Source organism: Pseudomonas sp. o96-267 (assembly GCF_003935465.1).
Classification (GTDB): Bacteria; Pseudomonadota; Gammaproteobacteria; order Pseudomonadales; family Pseudomonadaceae; genus Aquipseudomonas; species Aquipseudomonas sediminis.
Genome location: NZ_RHQP01000025.1, coordinates 54870 through 74460 on the forward strand (window position 1 = coordinate 54870; position 19591 = coordinate 74460).

Here is a 19591-nt window from a genome sequence, read left to right on the forward strand (position 1 = left end):
CGTTGATGCAGACTAAAACGCCCCTGCTCTTGCGAGCAGGGGCGCCAGTGTTTCACAGCTGAAGGGTTACATATGGGTTTCCGCGTACTCCGCGAGGATCGAGCGCGGTACGCCTTGCAGGGTGATGTGCACGCCGTGCGGGAAGTCCTTGAAGCGTTCGGTGAGGTAGGTCAGGCCCGAGCTCGGCGCTGACAGGTAAGGGGTGTCGATCTGTGCCAGGTTGCCCAGACAGACCACCTTCGAGCCGCTGCCGGCACGGGTGATGATGGTTTTCATCTGGTGCGGGGTGAGGTTCTGGCATTCGTCGATGAGGATCAGGCTCTGCTGGAAGCTGCGCCCGCGGATGTAGTTGAGGGATTTGAACTGCAGCGGCACCTTCTGCAGGATGTAGTCGACGCTGCCGTGGGTGCTCTCGTCCTCCATGTGCAGCGCTTCGAGGTTGTCGGTGATTGCGCCGAGCCAGGGTTCCATCTTCTCCGCCTCGGTGCCGGGCAGAAAGCCGATCTCCTGATCCAGCCCCTGCACGCTGCGGGTGGCGATGATGCGCCGGTAGCGCTTGCTGACCATGGTCTGCTCAATGGCGGCGGCCAACGCCAGGATGGTCTTGCCGGAACCGGCGGCGCCGGACAGGTTGACCAGGTGGATGTCCGGGTCGAGCAGCGCGAACAGCGCCAGCGCCTGGTGGATGTCGCGCGGTTTCAGGCCCCAGGCCTCCTGATGCAGCAGGGGCTCCTGGTGCATGTCGAGAATCACCAGCTCATCACCCTTGATCGCCTTGATCCAGCCGACGAAGCCCTGTTCATCGAGGATGAACTCATTGACATGCACGGCCGGCAGGTTGTCGGTCAGTTGCACGCGGTGCCAGGTACGGCCGTGGTCCTGACGGGTGTCGACCTTGCTCACGCGATCCCAGAACGAGCCGGGCATATCGTGATAACCCTTCGACAGCAGCGAGACGTCATCGACCAGTTGGTCGGTGTGGTAGTCCTCGGCGTCGATACCGCAGGCGCGCGCCTTCAGGCGCATGTTGATGTCCTTGGTCACCAGCACCACGGACAGGCCGGGGTTGCGCGACTTCAGCTCCACCAACTGGTTGATGATCTTGTTGTCGTTGAGGTTTTCCGGCAGCCAGGTCACCGGCGCCGCACTTTTACTCATAAGGATGGAAAGACGACCGCAGGGGCCGCTCTTGCCGCGCTGGATGGGTACCCCGTACTCGACGTCCTCGGGCTCCGCCCCGGCGAGAATCTGATCGATCAGGCGGATGGCCTGGCGACATTCAGCGGCGACGCCGTGCTTGCCGGATTTCAGTTTGTCGAGTTCCTCCAACACCGTCATCGGGATGGCGACGTGGTGTTCTTCGAAGTTGAGCAAGGCGTTGGGATCGTGAATCAGGACGTTGGTGTCGAGAGCGTAGAGGGTTGGAGCGGTGGGCTTGGAGCGTCCGTGGTCATCCATACGTCGGTCACCTTCTTGTAGTAGCCAGGCGACGCAATACCAGAGGCGGTGCTGCGCCGGACAGAGACCGCCGACTTTTTCAGGTCGGGGCCGAAAGGTGGCAAGCAAGGTGAGGGCCAATGGCCGCCACCCGTATGCAGGTTTCGGCGGTCTTGCTTTTTTATTACTCCAATTCACATGACAGAAAAACGTTTTTTTATCGTCATGCAGGTTTTATTTGCAGACGCGACAGATAGTGCTTGGCGAGCCGCCAGCACCCCGTTACAGTCCGAAGTCCTACCTGCTGTCACTCTCTTCGCTACCCCGCCCCCTCTTGCAGCATGCCGCGCCAATCAGGTGCAGGTAACGCGTCGCGCCTGCTCATTGCTGGCAACTGCTTCGCGAGCAGAGCTCGCTCCTGCAACGGCAGCGCCTCGGTTCCTCTCAATCACTCCGATAGGTGGTCTTGCCGATCCCTGACCTCTAGAATCGCCGTCACGCTTTCTGGAGATTCCGCACATGCTGATGGTGATTTCACCGGCCAAGACCCTCGACTACGAGACGCCACCCGCCACCCCGCGCTTCACCCAACCCGAACACCTCGACCACGCCCAGGAACTGATCGCCCAACTGCGCGACTTCAGCCCGACGCAGATCGCCGAGCTGATGCATCTGTCGGACAAGCTTGCCGGCCTCAATGCCGCGCGCTTTGGTAGCTGGGAGCGGCCGTTCAACCCGTCCAACGCCAAGCAGGCGCTGCTGGCGTTCAAGGGCGACGTCTATACCGGGCTGAACGCCGAGGATTTCTCCGAAGAGGATTTCGACTTCGCTCAGACTCACCTGCGCATGCTTTCCGGCCTGTACGGCGTGCTACGCCCGCTGGACCTGATGCAGGCCTACCGCCTGGAAATGGGCACCAAGCTGGCCAACGGCCGCGGCAAGGATCTGTACGCCTTCTGGGGCGAGCGCATCAGCGGCTGGCTCAACGAAGCGCTGGCAGCCCAAGGCGATGACGTGCTGCTCAACCTCGCCTCCAACGAGTACTTCGGCGCGGTCAAACGCAAGGCACTGAACGCGCGCCTCATCGACACCGAGTTCAAGGACCTGAAGAACGGCCAGTACAAGATCATCAGCTTCTACGCCAAGAAGGCCCGCGGCCTGATGGCGCGCTACGTGATCAAGGAGCGCCTGACCAACCCTGAAGGCCTGAAGGACTTCAACTATCAGGGCTACCGTTATTCGGCCGAGCATTCCAAGACCGACAGTCTGGTTTTCCTGCGCGACCAGCCACAAGACTGACCCCTCCTCCAGCCAAGCCCATGCACCGCTCATCGGTTGTCGCATGGGCTTGGCCGCTGCGCTTGCTCTCTTCCGCCTCTCTCTCGTCCGCCGCTTCGCTATAGCGCGAGCGTTGCGCTTGCCCGTGGTTCCTGCGACCACATTCCTGCATCTGAAAACCTGCTTGGCGTCACACTTTCAGCGCAACTGCACTTCTTCGCGAACTTATTGCACGACTTAGTTATCCGATAGTTTCAAGCATATTAATGAACATATTGCCATCATGCATTTTGCAACTTGCCATTATATTGCAATCAAATTAGTCGTTCAGCTCCGGTTCAGCTTCAGGACGAACGGTAGGAACTATCCGAAAGGGCCGCCACTCATACAGCCCGTAACACATTTCAATACATAACTTTCTGAACACTTGAACCTGCCAGATAGCGAATTAAGTTTTGCCGAACAGTTTCACCCAAAAGAAAGTTTGTGCGCGTCAAAGGGAGAGATGGCAACCCGCCACAGTACCGATATAGAGGCCTCAAGCGAGGCGACAGCGACAACATCAAAGGGCCAGCCTTCAATATAAAGGCCCGCACTTGGTGCCACTTCCGGCGCCCACTCTACTTATGCCTGAATGAACTCAAACCTATTAAAACGGTGAGTTCACGGACGAGTTTTGGCCATAAGGCCAGTATTTAAAACTGCATCAAACGGACGAGGTTAATACCATGCGAATCAGTATCTTTGGTTTGGGTTATGTAGGTGCCGTTTGTGCCGGCTGTTTGTCGGCACGAGGTCACGACGTGATTGGCGTGGATATCTCCGCGAACAAGATCGACCTGATCAATAACGGCAAATCGCCCATCGTTGAACCGGGCCTGGAAGAACTGCTGCAACAAGGTCTGCGTCAGGGCCGCCTGCGTGGCACCACCGACGTTGCCGCTGCCGTTCTGGAAAGCGATGTGTCGTTCATCTGCGTCGGTACGCCGAGCAAGAAGAACGGCGACCTGGAACTGAACTACATCGAAGGCGTGTGCCGCGAGATCGGTTTCGCCATGCGCGACAAGCAAGAGCGCCACACCGTAGTGGTTCGCAGCACCGTACTGCCGGGCACCGCGAAGAACGTGGTACTGCCGATTCTCGAAGACTGCTCGGGCAAGAAGGCTGGCGTCGACTTCGGCCTGGCGGTGAACCCCGAGTTCCTGCGCGAGAGCACCGCGATCAAGGACTACGATTTCCCCCCGATGACCGTCATCGGTGAGCTGGACAAAGCCTCCGGCGACCTGCTGGAAAGCATCTACAGCGAGCTCGACGCGCCGATCATCCGCAAGGACATCGAAGTCGCCGAGATGATCAAGTACACCTGCAACGTCTGGCACGCCGCCAAGGTCACCTTCGCCAACGAGATCGGCAACATCGCCAAGGCCGTCGGCGTCGATGGCCGCGAGGTGATGGACGTGGTCTGCCAGGATCACAAGCTCAATCTCTCCAAGTACTACATGAAACCCGGCTTCGCCTTCGGCGGTTCCTGCCTGCCCAAGGACGTACGCGCGCTGAACTACCGCGCCGGCAGCCTGGACGTGGAAGCCCCGCTGATCGGCTCGCTGATGCGCAGCAACGCCGCCCAGGTGCAGAAGGCCTTCGACATCATCGCCAGCCAGGATTCGCGCAAGGTCGCCCTGCTCGGCCTGAGCTTCAAGGCCGGCACCGATGACCTGCGTGAAAGCCCGCAGGTGGAACTGGCGGAAATGCTCATCGGCAAGGGTTTCGACCTGAGCATCTACGACCGCAACGTCGAGTACGCCCGCGTACACGGCGCCAACAAGGACTATATCGAGTCGAAGATCCCGCACGTTTCCTCGCTGCTCAACAGTGACCTGGACGACGTGGTGGCGAAGGCCGACATCATCGTCCTGGGCAACAGCGACGAGCGTTTCGCCAAGCTGGCCAAGCAGGCGCCGAGCGGCAAGCGGGTGATCGACCTGGTCGGTTTCATGCCCCACGCCAGCAACGGCGTGGCCGAAGGCATCTGCTGGTAAGGACCCGAACGTACCTGCGCGCCCAGCGCGCGCAGGTACTCGGAGACGCATATGGACAAGCTCAAGAACGGCCTCAACCAAGCCAGCGGCTGGATGCTCTATCTCAGCCTGCTGATGCTGCTGGCACTGGCCCTGCCACGCACGGTGTTCGACCCCGAAGCGCGGGATTTCATCCTGCTCATCGGCATCGTCGGCATCTGGCGCTATTCCATGGGCGCCATGCACTTCGTGCGCGGCTGCCTGTTCCTTTACCTGGTGTACCCCTGGTATCGCCGCAAGGTTACAAAACTCGGCAAGGACGCCGCCCCCTCTCATGTGTTCCTGCTGGTCACCAGCTTTCGCATCGAGGCGCTGACTACCTCCATGGTCTACCGCTCGGTGATTCGCGAAGCCATCGACTGCGGGTATCCCTGCACCGTGGTGTGCTCGATCGTCGAGCTCTCCGACGAGTTGTTGATCAAGAACCTCTGGGCTCAGGCCGAGCCGCCAGCGCATGTCACCCTGGACATCGTACGCATCCCCGGCACCGGCAAGCGTGATGGTCTAGCCTATGGTTTCCGCGCCATCTCGCGGCAGATGCCGGACCGCGATGCGGTGGTGGCGGTGATCGACGGCGATACCGTGCTCGAGCCGGGCGTGGTGATCAAGACCGTGCCCTGGTTCAAGCTATTCCCCAACGTCGGCGGGCTGACCACCAACGAGTTCTGCGAGGTACGCGGCAGCTACCTGATGAGCGAGTGGCACAAGCTGCGCTTCGCTCAGCGCCACCTCAACATGTGCTCGATGGCGCTCTCCAAACGCGTGCTGACCATGACCGGGCGCATGTCGGTGTTCCGCGCCAGCGTGGTGACCGACCCCGAGTTCATCCGCGACGTGGAAAGCGATCACCTGGAACACTGGCGCCTGGGGCGCTTCCAGTTCCTCACCGGTGACGACAAGTCCAGCTGGTACAGCCTGATGCGCCTGGGCTACGACACCTTCTACGTGCCGGATGCGGCGATCAACACGGTCGAGCACCCGCCGGAGAAGAGTTTCATCAAGGCCAGCCGCAAGCTGATGTTCCGCTGGTACGGCAACAACCTGCGGCAGAACTCGCGCGCCCTTCGCCTGGGCATGGGCCGCCTCGGCGCCTTCACCAGCCTGGTGCTGTTCGACCAGCGTGTGTCGATGTGGACCTGCCTGCTGGGCCTATCCGTAGCAATCATCGCCAGCATCAAGTACAGCCTGATGTACCTGCTGATCTACCTGCTGTGGATCGGCAGCACGCGGCTGATCCTGACGCTGCTGCTGATGTGCTCTGGCCACCGCATCGGCCCGGCCTACCCGGTGCTGCTCTATTACAACCAGATCGTCGGCGCGCTGGTGAAGATCTACGTGTTCTTCCGCCTCGACCAGCAATCCTGGACGCGCCAGAACACCAAGCTCAACCGCGGCCTGTCCAGCTTCGCCAACTGGTTCAACAGCTGGTCGTCGCGTGCCATGACCTTCTCTGCCGCCTCTGTCTTCATCGCCGCGCTGCTGGCGCTGGTGTGACCGTACTCGAATAGGAATTAGCCACCATGAACTCCGTCGCCAATCACAACGTCGTCCATGAGTCCGAGGCCCAGCGCCAGCATGCCCGCGTCAAGCTGCCAGGACGCTTGCGCTTTACCAATGCCAAGGGCGAACGCATCGACGCACGCCTGCAGGATGTCTCTGCCGGCGGTTTCAGCTTCACCAACGAGAAGACCACGCACAAGGTCGGTGATTTTCATCGCGGCCAGTTGCAGTTCCAGCTCGACAGCCTGGTGCTGGGGCTGGACGTGGAATTCCAGGTCAATGCCGTGCAGTCCGAGCAAAACCGCGTCGGCTGCCAGTTCCACAACATCGGTGCGCGTGAAGCTGCAGCCCTGCGCCACCTGATCAGCGCGCACCTGGCCGGTGAGCTGGTCAATGTCGGTGAGGTGCTGCACATCCTGCAGCGCGACAACTTCACCAAGGCGCGCAAGAGTGGCGCAGCCGGTGGCATGGGCATGTTCGGCCGCCTGCGCGCCGTGACTTTCAGCGGTGCGATCTTCCTCGTCGGCCTGGCCGCCTTCGGTTACATCGGCAAGTCGATCTACGGCCTGTACTTCGTTACCCACGCGCAGTCGGCGCAGATCAGCCTGCCGGCGCTGCAGGTGACCATGCCACGCGAGGGCAGCGTGCAGAGCCTGGCGCAGCCCGATGGCATCGTCGAGAAAGGCGCACCGATCGCAACCTTCACCACCAGCATGCTGGAAATGCTCAAGGGCCATCTGGGCGACGATCAGCTCGAGCCGAGCCAGATCGAAGCGCTGTTCGCCCGCGAGATGCAGGGCACCCTGACCAGCCCGTGCAACTGCAAGATCTCCCGCCAACTGGTGGCCGACGGTCAGTTCGCCAGCAAGGGCGACGTGATCTTCGAGCTGGTGCCGCAGGATGGCGTGGCAACCGTCGCCGCCAGCTTCCCTTATCGCCACCTGGAGCAGGCTCGTCCCGGCACCCCGGTGACCTTCAAGGTAGCCGGCGAAGACCAGTCGCGTCGCGGCGAGATCATCAGCAGCGCACTGCATGACGGCGGCCTGAGCTCAGACATCCGCGTGGTGATCCAGCCGGAAGAAACCCTGCCGGCCAGCCTCGCCGGGCAACCGGTGGACGTGGTCATCGACCGTGGTCCGTCCTTCGGCGGCCTGGTCGATCGCGCCGTCGCGGCAGGTCGCTAAGGAGATCGCCGTGAGCATGCCCCTTCTTCGCCCTGCCCTGCTCGGCCTCGCCGTCAGCGCCACGCTGGCCGGTTGCGCCGGCCTGCCGGATGAGCGCCTGGCGCGCGAAGCCCTGCAGAGCGGTGACCAACAGACGGCCGAATGGCATTTCCGCCAGCTCGCCGAAATGGGCTACAGCGACGCGCAGATCGGCCTGGCCGACATCTACGCCGCCAATGGCCAGACCCAGGATCTGGATGAGGCTGAGCGTATCTACCGTCAGGCCCTCGACGGCTCACCGCGCGCCAAGGCGCGCCTCGGCAAGCTGCTGGCGCGCAAGCCCGGCAGCAGCCTGGCCGAGCGCCAGGAGGCCGCCGAGCTGCTGGAGAGCGCAGCGCAGGCTCACGAGCCCAGTGCGCTGCCGCCGCTGACCGAACTCTACCTGTTCTACCCACAGGACTTCCCCGCCATGAACCTTGCGCAACGTATCCAAGACTGGCGCCAGCAGGGTCTGCCCCAGGCAGAACTGGCGCAGATTCTTCTGTACCGCACCGATGGCACCTACGACCAGCACCTGGGCGAGATCGAGCGTATCTGCCAGGCACGCCTGGCCAGCAACGACGCCTGCTACGCCGAGCTGGCCACCGTGTACCAGAAGCAGAACCGCGAAGACGACCGTCAGGCGCTGATCGAGCAACTGCTGGCGGGCTACCGCGCTGGCATCGTTTCGCCCAACCAGGTCGACTCCGTAGCCCAGGTACTCAGTGACCCTGAGGTCGGCCAGCCGCAACCGCAGCAGGCACAGGACCTGCTCGAAGCCATCGCGCCGGACTATCCCGCCGCCTGGGTGAGCCTCGCCCGCTTGCTCTACGACTATCCGGGGCAAGGCGATATCGACACCCTGCTCGGCTATCTGGAGACGGGCCGCGCGGCGGCCCTGCCGCGCGCCGAACTGCTGCTCGGGCGCCTGTACTACGAAGGCAAGCTGCTGCCGCAGCAGCCGAAGAAGGCCGAGGAGCACCTGCGCAAGGCCGCACCCAGCGAGCCCAGCGCCAATTACTACCTGGGGCAGATCTACCTGCGCGGCTACCTCGGCGAGGTCTATGCCCAGCAGGCACTTGATCACCTGCTCAGCGCCGCGCGCGCCGGCCAGCTCAGCGCCGACTTCGCTCTGGCGCAGATGTTCAGCCAGGGCCGCGGGGTCAAGCCCAACCCGGTCAACGCCTATGTCTTCAGCCAACTGGCCCTGCCGCGCAACACGCCGCCGACCTTCGAGCTAGCTCACGCGGTGGCCGAGAGCCTGACCCCGGCACAACTGGCCGAAGGCCAACGCCTGCTGCGTGAAGAGCGCGATGCCCGCGGCATCGTCCTGCAACAGCAGGCCGCCCTGCAGGTCAGCCAGCCATGAACAAGGATGCACGCATGCAGCAGAACAGGTCTTTGAAAAACGTGGCCGAGGCAGGCCAGACAAGGCAAAAGCGGGCGAAAAAGCGGAGTTTACGAGCCGTAAATGAGCATTTTGAGACCGCTTTTAACGCGGTATGGCCAACGCAGGTAGTTTTTCAACGACCTGTTAACCGAATCGTCAGTCAGTTGTGTCTGAGCGCCAGCCTACTGGCAGCCAGCGCTGCCTGGGCGGCGGATGCGCCGAAGAATTTCGGCCTGGATGTGAAGATCACCGCGCAATCGGAAGACGACCGTGACCTCGGCACCCGCTCGGGTGGTGACGTCAACGGTATCGGTCTCGACCTGCGCCCCTGGGTCTACGGCGAGCGTGGCGACTGGAGCGCCTTCGCCATGGGCCAGGCAGTTACCGCCACCGACACCATCGAAACCGACCCGCTGCAGGATGACGGCGAAGGCAGCGAACAACGCAGCGACGCGCGCCAGCCGGACAAGAGCTACCTGGCCATGCGCGAATTCTGGGTCGATTATGCCGGCCTCACCGCCTACCCGGGTGAACACCTGCGCGTCGGCCGTCAGCGTCTGCGCAGCAACGAAGGCACCTGGTGGGACACCAATATCGAAGCCGTCAATTGGCGCTTCGATACCACCCTGCTGCAAGCCACGGTCGGCGTTGCCGAGCGCTTCTCCGATTACCGCACCGACCTCGATGACCTGGCACCCGAAGACGAAGATCGCCAGCACTTCTTCGCCGGCCTCGACTACCAGTGGACGCCCGGCCACCGCATCGGCGCCAAGCTGCACCACAGCCGCGACGACGGCCGCCTGGCCAATCCTGGCGAGCGTGTCGACGAACTGAGCAAACGCTACACCGGTGACCTGACCTGGTTCGGCCTGCACGCCGATGGCGGCTTCTTCGAGCGCAATTCGCGCAACCGCCTCAACTATTGGGCGCATCTGACCTGGCTGCAGGGCGATACCGATCAGTTGCAGCAGGAAGTGGTCGGCAACGACCGCATCGCCACCGGCTCGCGCAGCCAGGATGTCGACGCCTGGGCGATGGACCTGGGCCTGCGCTACAGCCTCGATGACAACTGGAAGATCGGCGCCGCCTATGCCCGTGGTAGCGGCGGTGGCGATGAAGGCAAGTCGCGCCAGTTCATGCAGACAGGCCTGCACAGCAACCGCGCCAACTTCACCGGCGTCGAATCGCGCCTGCACCGTTACGGCGCGGCCTTCCGCGGCGAACTGTCGAACCTGCAGGTAGCCAGTGCGTTCAGCTCCTGGCAACTGGGCGAGGACTACGACGCCAGCGTCGTCTATCACCGTTTCTGGCGCGTCGATGGCGACCAGGACGTCGGCGACAGCGGCATCACCGCACCGCTGGTAGCGGGCGAGAAAGACATCGGCCAGGAAGTCGACCTGGTGCTGACCCGCTACTTCAAGCAGGGCCTGCTGCCGGCCACCGTCGCCGAACAACTGGATGATCGCTCGGCCCTGGTACGCCTGCGCGCCGGCGTGTTCCTGCCGGGCGACGCCTACGGCAGCGGCACCGATTCGGTGATGCACCGCGCCTTCGTCGACTTCATCTGGCGCTTCTGAGGGATCGGACCATGCAACCCAACGGCTTAGCCCTATCCCTGCTGCTCGGCGCGCTGTGCCTCACCGCGCCCCTGGCCCAGGCCAACCCGACACAGCACCAGTTCGACTACCGCGTGCGCAGCGCCCCGGCGGACGAACTGCATATGGAAGCGCCCAAACTGCCGGACCTCTCCGGCTACACCAAGGAGGCCGTGCTGGCCAAGATTCCGCGTGAACAACGCGGTCAGGTGGTGGTGCGGCGCATGCTGCGCCAGGACGCGCTGAAGGATTTCACCGGTGGCAACGAGCGCCTGCGCGAGTGGATCAAGCGCCAGCAGGGCATGCCTCAGGCGATCTTCATCGAAGGTGGTCTGGTCACCGCTCAGGACCTGGCCAAGGCGCTGCCTGACAGCCAGTTCGCCGAGCAGGAGCCGGGCGTGTACCTCGCCCGCCTGCCCATCGTCGTGGCAGAAGGCGCGGCGCTGCACGTCGGCAAGGAAACCCGCGAACTGCGCCTGTCGCAAGAACGCGGCTCGTTCCTGGTCAACGATGGCCTGATGTTTCTCACCGATACCCGCGTCACCGCCTGGCGCGAGGCCGACAACGGCCCGGCGATCATGCGCGACAACAGCAAGGAATTCCGCCCGTTCCTGGTGTCCTGGGGCGGCAGCGAGCTGTACATCGCAGGTAGCGTGCTGACCAGCCTGGGCTACAACAACTCCAAGTCCTACGGTGTGTCGATCACCCAGTACACGCCGAACATGCACGAGCGCCTGCAACGTGAAGAACCGACCGGCTGGCTGATCGACTCCGAGTTCGTCGACCACTGGTACGGCTTCTACTGCTACGAAGCGCAGAACGTGGTGATCAAGGGCAATACCTACCGCGACAACATCGTCTACGGCATCGACCCGCACGACCGCTCGCACGGTCTGATCATCGCCGAGAACACCGTGTTCGGGACCAAGAAGAAGCACGGCATCATCATCTCGCGCGAGGTCAACGACAGCTGGATCATCAACAACGAGAGCTACGACAACAAGCTCTCCGGCGTGGTCATCGACCGTAACAGCGAACGCAATCTCATCGCCTACAACCGCGTGCACAGCAACCATGCCGACGGCATCACCCTGTACGAGAGCGGCGACAACCTGCTGTGGGGCAACCAGGTGCTGCGCAACCAGCGCCACGGCATCCGCATCCGCAACAGCGAGAACATTCGCCTGTACGACAACCTCTCGGCGATGAACCAGCTGACCGGCGTGTACGGCCATATCAAGGACCTGTCCGACACCGACCGCGACCTGGACCTCGACCCGTTCGATACCAAGATCTCGATGATCATCGTCGGCGGCACTTTGGCCGGTAACGGCTCCAGCCCGATCAACATCGACTCGCCGCTGTCGGTCGAGCTGTACCGCGTGAAGATGCTTGCCCCGCGCAAGAGCAGCGGCATCCAGCTCGCCGGCATCCTCGGCGAAAAACAGGACGAAATCCTCGACCTCATGGTGCGCCAGCGCCTACCCGTGCTGATCGATCCGATCGAGCCCGAGAAACTGACCAATTGATGAGGCCAACGATGATCCCATCACCCTTCAAGTCCCTTTCCCTGGCCGTGGCCTGTGCCCTGGCCAGCACTGCACTGCAGGCGCAAGAGCGCCAGGCGCCGCAGTATCAGGTCGAAGACTGCTGCTCGCTGTGCCCGGCTGCGCACGACGCCAGCCGCTACACCACCAACTACATGAAGAACTTCGTCACCCTGCTCGATGCCGAGGAAGGCTGGCTGTTTCGCAGCGTCGAAGACCTGCGCACCGAATTCGGCACCAGCGAAGTCGGCTACCAGCGCCTCAAGGAACTACGCGACGGCCTCAAGCAGCGCGGCGTGGAACTGGTGGTGGTCTATCAACCGACCCGCGGCCTGGTCAATCGCAGCAAGCTGCGCCCGGCCGACTACCAGCGCTTCGACTACGACAAGGCGCTGCGCAACTACCGCCAGGCGCTGACCCGCTTCGAACAGCTGGGCATCTGGGTACCGGACCTGACGCCGCTGACCGACGAGGACAGCGACAAGGAGTTCTACTTCCGCCGTGACCAGCACTGGACGCCCTACGGTGCCGAGCGCACCGCACGCCTGGTGGCCGAGACGGTCAAGCGCATCCCCGGTTTCGAAGATATTCCGCAGAAGGAATTCGTCACCGAACGCATCGGCCTGATGGGCAAGACCGGCACCATGCAGAACGTCGCCAGCCAGTTGTGCGGCACCGGCTACGCGGTGCAATACGTCGATCAGTTCATCACTGAACCGAAGGACGCCAGCGATGGCGACGCGCTGTTCGGCGACGAGAGCAGCCCGAAGATCACTCTGGTCGGTACCAGCCACAGCGGCAAGAACTACAACTTCGGCGGTTTTCTCGAAGAGTACCTGGGCACCGACGTGCTCAACGCAGCCTTCCCAGGCGGCGGCCTGGAAGGCGCGATGCTCGAGTACCTGGCCAGCGATGCCTTCCAGAACGACCCACCGCAAGTCCTCATCTGGGAGTTCTCGCCGCTCTACGACCTGGCTTCCGACCGCATCCACCGCCAGCTGATGGCCAGCCTGAGCAATGGCTGCAGCGGCCAGACCGAGGTGCTCGCCAGCGAGAAGCGCCTGCATCCGGGCAGCAACGAAATCCTCGTCAATGGCGAGAACAAGCTGCTGACCCTGGCCGGCAATCGCCACCAGCTCGACCTGCGCTTCAGCGACCCTGCGGTCAAGCGCGTCGACGCCACCATCTGGTACCTCAACGGCCGCCGCGAACAGCTCAAGCTGGAGAAACCCAACACCGTCGATACCGACGGCCGTTTCACCGTCGAGCTGCGCGACGAGCCGGGCTGGGGTGAGCAGAACTTCTTCGCCCTGGAAATCCAGAAGCCCGAAGACAGCGCCGACGACCTGAAAGTCCAGGCCAGCCTGTGCCAACGCCCGAGCGGCGCTAGCCAGCAAGTCGCGCGGCACGATTGAGGAGGCCACCATGCCCATACGACTCGCTCCCTTGACCCTGATGGCCGTGCTGCTCAGCGGCCCGGCCTTTGCCGAACTGCAACCGCCAGCGGGCTACTACGCCGCAGTCGGCCAGCGCGACGGCAAGGCACCCGCCTGCCCGGCGGTGCCGCAGCCGTATACCGGTGAGCTGCAGTTCACCAGCAAGTACGAGGGCTCCGACAAGGCGCGCGCCACGCTCAACCGCCAGGCGGAGAAGAACTTCCGCAAGCAGACCGAGGGCATCGTCCGTCTGGAGAAGGAAGGCGGACGGATGATCACCAGCTACATGCGCACCGGTCAGCCGGAGCGCCTGGAATGCGCCATCGAATGGCTCGACCAGTGGGCCAGTGCCGATGCGCTGGAGTCCGAGCAGTTCAACCACACAGGCAAGTCGATGCGCAAATGGGCGCTCGGCAGCCTGGCCGGCGCTTGGCTGCGCCTGAAGTTTTCCAAGTCGCAGCCACTGGCCGCCTACCCGCAGCAGAGCGCACGCATCGAGGCCTGGTTCACCCGCCTGGCCGAACACACGGTACGCGAGTGGAGCGACCTGCCGCTGCGCAAGATCAACAACCACAGTTACTGGGCTGCCTGGTCGGTGATGGCCGTGGCGGTCATCGATGATCGCCGCGACCTGTTCGACTGGTCCGTCAGTCAATTCCGCATCGCTGCCAATCAGGTCGATGACGAAGGCTACCTGGCCAACGAGATGCGCCGTAGCCAGCGCGCCCTGGCCTACCACAACTACGCCCTGCCGCCGCTGGCGATGATCGCCGCGTTCGCCGAGGCCAATGAAATCGACCTGCGCGGCGAGAACCATGGCGCCCTGCAGCGCCTGGCCGAACGCGTACTGCAAGGTGCCCGCGACCCGGCTGCGTTCGCCCAGCGCACCGGCTCCAAGCAGGACATGAGCGAGCTGCGCAAGGACTTCAAGTACGCCTGGCTGGCGCCCTACTGCAGCCTCTACGCCTGCAGTGATGAGACCCGCGAACTGAACCAGGAGATGGGGCCGTTCAACAGTTTCCGCCTCGGTGGCGAGGTGACCCAGGTATTCGAAAAACCGTAGGAGCCGGCTTGCCGGCGATGCCTTTAAAAGCTGATCGCTGGCAAGCCAGCTCCTACCGGACGTAACAAAACAAACCCTCCGCTCGCGGGGGGAAAGGGGGGCGTTGCCCCGGCTGTTCACGGAGAAGCACGGATGGTCTTTTCATCCAACGTCTTTTTGTTCCTGTTTCTGCCGATCTTTCTCGGCCTGTACTACCTGTGCCCGAATCGCGGGCGCAACCTGCTGATCCTGATTGGCAGCTACGCCTTCTATGCCTGGTGGCGGGTGGATTTCCTTCTGCTGTTCGCTGCCGTGACGCTGTGGAACTACGTCTTCGGCCTGCGCATCCAGGCGCATGCCGGCACACAGGCGGCACGCCGCTGGGTGGTCGCGGGTGTGGTCGGCAACCTGGCCACGCTGGGCTACTTCAAGTACGCCAACTTCGGTGTGGCCAACATCAACGCCGTGCTCGAATCGATGGGGATGGAGCCCTTCGTCCTCACTGCGGTGATCCTGCCGATCGGTATTTCCTTCTACATCTTCCAGTCGATCAGCTACCTGATCGACGTGTACCGCCGCGATACCGAGCCAACGCGCAACCTGATCAACTTCGCGGCCTTCATTGCCCTGTTCCCGCAACTGATCGCCGGCCCCGTGCTGCGCTACAAGGACCTGGCCGACCAGTTCACCGACCGCACCCACAGCCTCGACAAGTTCAGTGAAGGCGCCACGCGCTTCATGCAGGGCTTCGTCAAGAAGGTATTCATCGCCGACAGCCTGGCGCCGCTGGTGGACCACTGCTTCGCCCTGGAAAACCCCAGCACCGGCGATGCCTGGCTGGGCATGATCGCCTACACCGCGCAGCTCTACTTCGACTTCTCCGGCTATAGCGACATGGCCATCGGCCTGGGCCTGATGATGGGTTTTCGCTTCATGGAGAACTTCAACCAGCCCTATATCAGCCAGTCGATCACCGAGTTCTGGCGGCGCTGGCACATCAGCCTGTCCACCTGGCTGCGTGACTACCTGTACGTACCGCTTGGCGGCAACCGTCATGGCACGTTCAACACCTACCGCAACCTGTTCCTGACCATGCTGCTGGGCGGTTTCTGGCACGGCGCCAACTGGACCTTCCTGATCTGGGGCGCCTGGCACGGCATGTGGCTGGCCATCGAACGCGCCCTCGGCGTGAAAGCCGCACCGATTGTGTTCAACCCGCTGAAATGGGCCTTCACCCTGCTGCTGGTGATGCTCGGCTGGGTGATCTTCCGCGCCGAGAATCTGGAAGTGGCCGGGCGCATGTATGCCGCGCTGTTCAGCTTTGCTGACTGGCAGTTGAGCGAGCTGACCCTGGCGCGCATCACCGGGCTGCAGATGGTCACGCTGGTGCTGGCCTGGGTAGTGATCGCCGTCAACGGTGCCCGCCAGTTCCTCGCCAGCCGCAACCATGAGCCGGGCCTGACCCTGGCCAGCGCCGGCGTCGCCCTGCAGGCCGTCGACCTGCGCCTGGTGGCCATGCGCGGCGCCCTGCTGCTGTTGTTCTGCGTCTCGCTGCTCAAGCTCTCGGCGCAGAGCTACTCCCCCTTCCTCTACTTCCAGTTCTGAGCGGAGGCCGACCATGAATCGCCCCATCAAGACCCTGTATGTCGCGCTGTTCGCCCTGCTGCTGTTGCCGGCCAGCCTGCTCGCCCTGACCAAGCTCACCGACTACCACATGCCAGCGCAGCCGAGCGTGCTCGACGGCGGCCTGGCCAAGAGCATCGAGCGTCACTACGACGAGAACTTCCCGCTCAAGCAGGCCGGCATCAACCTCTGGGCCGCCGTGGAATACCTGGCATTCGGCGAGGGCCGCAGTGGCCTGGTGATCGGCGAAGACGGCTGGCTGTATTCGGACGAAGAGTTCGATCCGGTGGTCGACGGTCAGCGTCAGCTGCGCGACAACCTGGCGCTGATCCGTGGTGTACAGCGTCAGCTCGAGGAGCGCGATATCCAACTGATTCTGGCCATCGTCCCGGCCAAGACCCGTCTGTACCCGGAGCACACCGGTAGCCATCGCCCCAGCGCTCTGCAGCGCAGTCTATACCCGCGTTTTCACCGCGCGGTGCGCAACGCCGGGATCGCCGCGCCGGATCTGCTCGCACCGCTGCAGGCAGCCAAAGCCGACGCCCCGGTGTTCCTGCGTACCGACACCCACTGGACCCCGGAAGGCGCCGACGTCACTGCCAAGGCGCTGAGCGATGTGGTGCACAGCGCCATGCAACTGCGTGGAGAGCCACAGCAGTTCGTCACCGAAACCGTGGAAACCCGCACACACGAAGGCGACCTGACTCGCTTTCTGCCGCTGGCACCGCTGTTCGAGAACCTGATGCCGCAGGCCGACCGTCTGCAGCAGCGCGAGACTCAAGCCGCCGAAAGCAGTAGCGACGACCTGTTCGACGATAGCGACCTGCCGGTGACGCTGGTCGGCACCAGCTACAGCGCCAACCCGGCCTGGAACTTCGCCGGCGCCCTGCGTGAACACCTGCAGCGCGACCTGGCCAACCACGCCGAGGAAGGCGGCGGCCCGCTGGTACCGATGCTCAAGTACCTGCAAAGCGACGAACTCGAGGACCACCCGCCACAGCTGGTGATCTGGGAATTCCCCGAGCGTTATTTGCCGATGGCCAGCGACTTCACCGATTTCGACCCGCAATGGCTCGCCGCACTCAAAGACGGCGGCGAGCGCCAGGGGCTGGCTGCTGCCAGTCACTGATTCATCCCCCCAAGGAGGACTATCCGATGACAACTCATACCACCCTACGCCGCTTCACCCTGGGCGCCTGCGCCCTGGCCCTGGGTCTCGGCATGTTCCAGGCACAGGCCGATGACGGCGCCCTTTACGGCCCCAAAGCACCGAAAGGCTCGGCCTTCGTCCGCGCCTACAACGCCAGCAGCGCCGAACTCGATGTCAGCGTCGGCCAGACCCAGCTCAAGCAGATCTCGCCGCTGGGCTCCAGCGACTTCAAGTTCCTTCCGGCCGGCAGCTATCAGGCCCAGGTCGGTAACGCGCAGATGGCGGTGGATCTAGAGGCCGCGCGTTACTACACCCTGGTCAGCCAGACCGGCGCCGAGCCGCGCCTGGTCGAGGAGCCGCCCTTCACCAGCCGCCAGAAAGCGCTGCTGCGTGTCCAGAACCTGACTGACAGCACCCTCAGCCTGAAGACCGCAGACGGCAAGACCGCCGTGGTCGCCGACGTCAAACCCGACGGCCGTGGCGACCGCGAGATCAACCCGGTGAAGGTCGGCCTGGCGCTGTTTGACGGCGAGCGCAAGGTCGCCGACCTGAAACCGGTCACCCTCGGGCGCGGCGAAGTCGTCAGCCTGTTCGTCACTGGCGGTCAGGGCAAGTTGTCGCCGGTATGGGTCAAGCGCCCCATCGACGGTTAAGGCAGTGCGTTTCTAGAACAAGGAAAACGGCGGGTACACGTCGCACCGACACGACACGGGCAAACCACTTGATCAATCGCTCAGGAGAGACACAACCATGACCCCCATCATCCTTTCCGGTGGCAGCGGCTCGCGACTCTGGCCTCTTTCGCGCAAGCTCTATCCCAAGCAGTTCCTCGCCCTGACCGGTGAGCAGACGCTGTTCCAGCAGACCCTGCAGCGCCTTTCCATCGAGGGCATGCAGCCACCCGTGCTGGTGGCCAACCAGGAGCACCGTTTCATCGTGCTCGAGCAGTTGGAGCAGATCGACCTGCAGGCACAAATGCTCCTGCTCGAACCCTTCGGCCGCAACACGGCACCGGCTGTGGCCATGGCGGCCCTGCAACTGATCGCCGAAGGCCGTGACGAGCTGATGCTGGTGCTGCCGGCCGACCATGTGCTGGACGATCAGCAAGCCTTCCGCCAGGCCTTGGCGCTGGCCACCGTGGCCGCCGAGAAAGGCGAGATGGTGCTGTTCGGCGTGCCGGCCGACCGTCCGGAAACCGGTTACGGCTACATCCGCGGCCAGGCCGACGGCACACTGCCCGACGGCGTTGCACGTGTCGCCAGCTTCGTCGAGAAACCCGACGCCCAGCGCGCCACCGAGTACGTGAAGAGCGGCGATTACTACTGGAACAGCGGCATGTTCCTGTTCCGCGCCAGCCGCTTCCTCGAAGAGCTCAAGCACCACGACGTGGACACCTACGACACCTGCCTGCTGGCGCTGGAACGCAGCCAGCGCGAAGACACGCAGATCGCCATCGACCCGGCTACCTTCGCCTGCTGCCCGGACAACTCCATCGACTACGCGGTGATGGAGAAGACCAGCCGCGCCTGCGTGGTGCCGCTGGCCGCTGGCTGGAACGATGTCGGCAGTTGGTCGTCTATCTGGGAAGTACACGACAAGGACGACGCCGGTAACGTGACCAAGGGCGACGTGGTGATCGAGGACAGCCGCAACTGCCTGATCCACGGCAATGGCAAGCTGGTCTCGGTGCTCGGCCTGGACGACATCGTCGTGGTGGAAACCAAGGACGCCATGATGGTGGCGCACAAGGACCGCGTGCAGGACGTCAAGAAGCTGGTTGGCAAGCTCGACGAGCAGGGTCGCTGCGAGACCCAGAACCACTGCGAGGTCTACCGCCCTTGGGGCTCGTACGACTCGGTGGACATGGGCGGCCGCTTCCAGGTCAAGCACATCACCGTCAACCCGGGCGCGCAGCTGTCGCTGCAGATGCACCACCACCGTGCCGAGCACTGGATCGTGGTGTCCGGTACCGCCAAGGTAACCTGCGACGATAAAGAGTTCCTGCTCACCGAGAACCAGTCCACCTACATCCCGATGACCTCGGTACACCGCCTCTCCAACCCGGGCAAGATCCCGCTGGAGATCATCGAGGTGCAGTCCGGCACCTACCTCGGTGAGGACGATATCGAGCGCCTGGAAGATGTATACGGTCGCAGCGATACAGTAGCCGCCGGCGCCGCACACTGAATGAACCGTGGGGGGGGGGGGGGGGGGGGGGCGCCCCCCCCCCCCCCCCCCCCCCCCCCCCCCCAAAAAAAAAAAAAGAAACACCACCCCCCGACGGGCGCGGGGGGGGGGGGGGGGGGGGGGTGG

At 63.4% G+C, this 19591-nt stretch carries 14 protein-coding genes; 13 read left to right on the forward strand and 1 reads right to left on the reverse strand.

The genetic code is table 11. The features are described from left to right. Positions 1–66: 66 nt before the first annotated feature. Positions 67–1458: a PhoH family protein gene (locus EGJ86_RS17115; RefSeq protein WP_125835915.1), complete on the reverse strand. Its 1392-nt coding sequence runs from the start codon at positions 1456–1458 to the stop codon at positions 67–69. A gap of 498 nt (positions 1459–1956) precedes the next feature. Between EGJ86_RS17115 and yaaA the strand changes: the two genes are divergently transcribed. The 13 genes from yaaA to EGJ86_RS17180 all read left to right on the forward strand — a co-directional run bounded on the left by yaaA (position 1957) and on the right by EGJ86_RS17180 (position 19465). After that, complete coding sequence (gene yaaA / locus EGJ86_RS17120) at positions 1957–2736, forward strand: peroxide stress protein YaaA (RefSeq protein WP_125835916.1); 780 nt, start codon at positions 1957–1959, stop codon at positions 2734–2736. Between the two features lie 707 nt (positions 2737–3443). Next, positions 3444–4754, forward strand: a complete 1311-nt coding sequence (gene algD, locus EGJ86_RS17125) for a GDP-mannose 6-dehydrogenase (RefSeq protein ID WP_125835917.1) — start codon at positions 3444–3446, stop codon at positions 4752–4754. Between the two features lie 51 nt (positions 4755–4805). Next, complete coding sequence (gene alg8 / locus EGJ86_RS17130; protein WP_125835918.1) at positions 4806–6287, forward strand: mannuronan synthase; 1482 nt, start codon at positions 4806–4808, stop codon at positions 6285–6287. A 26-nt stretch (positions 6288–6313) separates the two neighbouring features. Next, positions 6314–7477, forward strand: a complete 1164-nt coding sequence (locus tag EGJ86_RS17135; RefSeq protein ID WP_125835919.1) for an alginate biosynthesis protein Alg44 — start codon at positions 6314–6316, stop codon at positions 7475–7477. Between the two features lie 10 nt (positions 7478–7487). Next, positions 7488–8864 carry an alginate biosynthesis TPR repeat lipoprotein AlgK gene (gene algK / locus EGJ86_RS17140; RefSeq protein WP_125835920.1) on the forward strand — a complete coding sequence of 459 codons (1377 nt, stop codon included), beginning with the start codon at positions 7488–7490 and terminating at the stop codon, positions 8862–8864. A gap of 185 nt (positions 8865–9049) precedes the next feature. Then, on the forward strand, positions 9050–10462 hold the full coding sequence (locus EGJ86_RS17145) for an alginate export family protein (protein WP_256672467.1): 1413 nt from the start codon (positions 9050–9052) through the stop codon (positions 10460–10462). A gap of 11 nt (positions 10463–10473) precedes the next feature. Beyond that, positions 10474–12009 (forward strand): mannuronan 5-epimerase AlgG, encoded by a 1536-nt coding sequence (gene algG, locus EGJ86_RS17150; protein ID WP_125835921.1) that lies wholly within the window; start codon positions 10474–10476, stop codon positions 12007–12009. Between the two features lie 11 nt (positions 12010–12020). Next, positions 12021–13442 (forward strand): alginate O-acetyltransferase, encoded by a 1422-nt coding sequence (locus EGJ86_RS17155; protein WP_125835922.1) that lies wholly within the window; start codon positions 12021–12023, stop codon positions 13440–13442. Positions 13443–13452: 10 nt separating this feature from the next. Then, on the forward strand, positions 13453–14526 hold the full coding sequence (locus tag EGJ86_RS17160; RefSeq protein ID WP_125835923.1) for a mannuronate-specific alginate lyase: 1074 nt from the start codon (positions 13453–13455) through the stop codon (positions 14524–14526). A gap of 132 nt (positions 14527–14658) precedes the next feature. Beyond that, positions 14659–16110 (forward strand): MBOAT family protein, encoded by a 1452-nt coding sequence (locus tag EGJ86_RS17165; RefSeq protein ID WP_125835924.1) that lies wholly within the window; start codon positions 14659–14661, stop codon positions 16108–16110. Between the two features lie 13 nt (positions 16111–16123). Further along, positions 16124–17257, forward strand: coding sequence for an alginate O-acetyltransferase (locus EGJ86_RS17170; RefSeq protein ID WP_125835925.1), 1134 nt, complete (start codon positions 16124–16126; stop codon positions 17255–17257). Between the two features lie 26 nt (positions 17258–17283). Beyond that, positions 17284–17931 carry an alginate O-acetyltransferase AlgF gene (locus EGJ86_RS17175; protein ID WP_125835926.1) on the forward strand — a complete coding sequence of 216 codons (648 nt, stop codon included), beginning with the start codon at positions 17284–17286 and terminating at the stop codon, positions 17929–17931. Between the two features lie 97 nt (positions 17932–18028). Beyond that, positions 18029–19465, forward strand: a complete 1437-nt coding sequence (locus EGJ86_RS17180; RefSeq protein ID WP_125835927.1) for a mannose-1-phosphate guanylyltransferase/mannose-6-phosphate isomerase — start codon at positions 18029–18031, stop codon at positions 19463–19465. Positions 19466–19591: the final 126 nt, after the last annotated feature.

Coding starts and splice junctions, on each gene's coding strand:
- EGJ86_RS17115 (WP_125835915.1), bottom strand. CDS start 1,458: ATGGATGACCACGGACGCTCCAAGCCCACCGCTCCAACCCTCTACGCT.
- yaaA (WP_125835916.1), top strand. CDS start 1,957: ATGCTGATGGTGATTTCACCGGCCAAGACCCTCGACTACGAGACGCCA.
- algD (WP_125835917.1), top strand. CDS start 3,444: ATGCGAATCAGTATCTTTGGTTTGGGTTATGTAGGTGCCGTTTGTGCC.
- alg8 (WP_125835918.1), top strand. CDS start 4,806: ATGGACAAGCTCAAGAACGGCCTCAACCAAGCCAGCGGCTGGATGCTC.
- EGJ86_RS17135 (WP_125835919.1), top strand. CDS start 6,314: ATGAACTCCGTCGCCAATCACAACGTCGTCCATGAGTCCGAGGCCCAG.
- algG (WP_125835921.1), top strand. CDS start 10,474: ATGCAACCCAACGGCTTAGCCCTATCCCTGCTGCTCGGCGCGCTGTGC.
- EGJ86_RS17155 (WP_125835922.1), top strand. CDS start 12,021: ATGATCCCATCACCCTTCAAGTCCCTTTCCCTGGCCGTGGCCTGTGCC.
- EGJ86_RS17160 (WP_125835923.1), top strand. CDS start 13,453: ATGCCCATACGACTCGCTCCCTTGACCCTGATGGCCGTGCTGCTCAGC.
- EGJ86_RS17165 (WP_125835924.1), top strand. CDS start 14,659: ATGGTCTTTTCATCCAACGTCTTTTTGTTCCTGTTTCTGCCGATCTTT.
- EGJ86_RS17170 (WP_125835925.1), top strand. CDS start 16,124: ATGAATCGCCCCATCAAGACCCTGTATGTCGCGCTGTTCGCCCTGCTG.
- EGJ86_RS17175 (WP_125835926.1), top strand. CDS start 17,284: ATGACAACTCATACCACCCTACGCCGCTTCACCCTGGGCGCCTGCGCC.
- EGJ86_RS17180 (WP_125835927.1), top strand. CDS start 18,029: ATGACCCCCATCATCCTTTCCGGTGGCAGCGGCTCGCGACTCTGGCCT.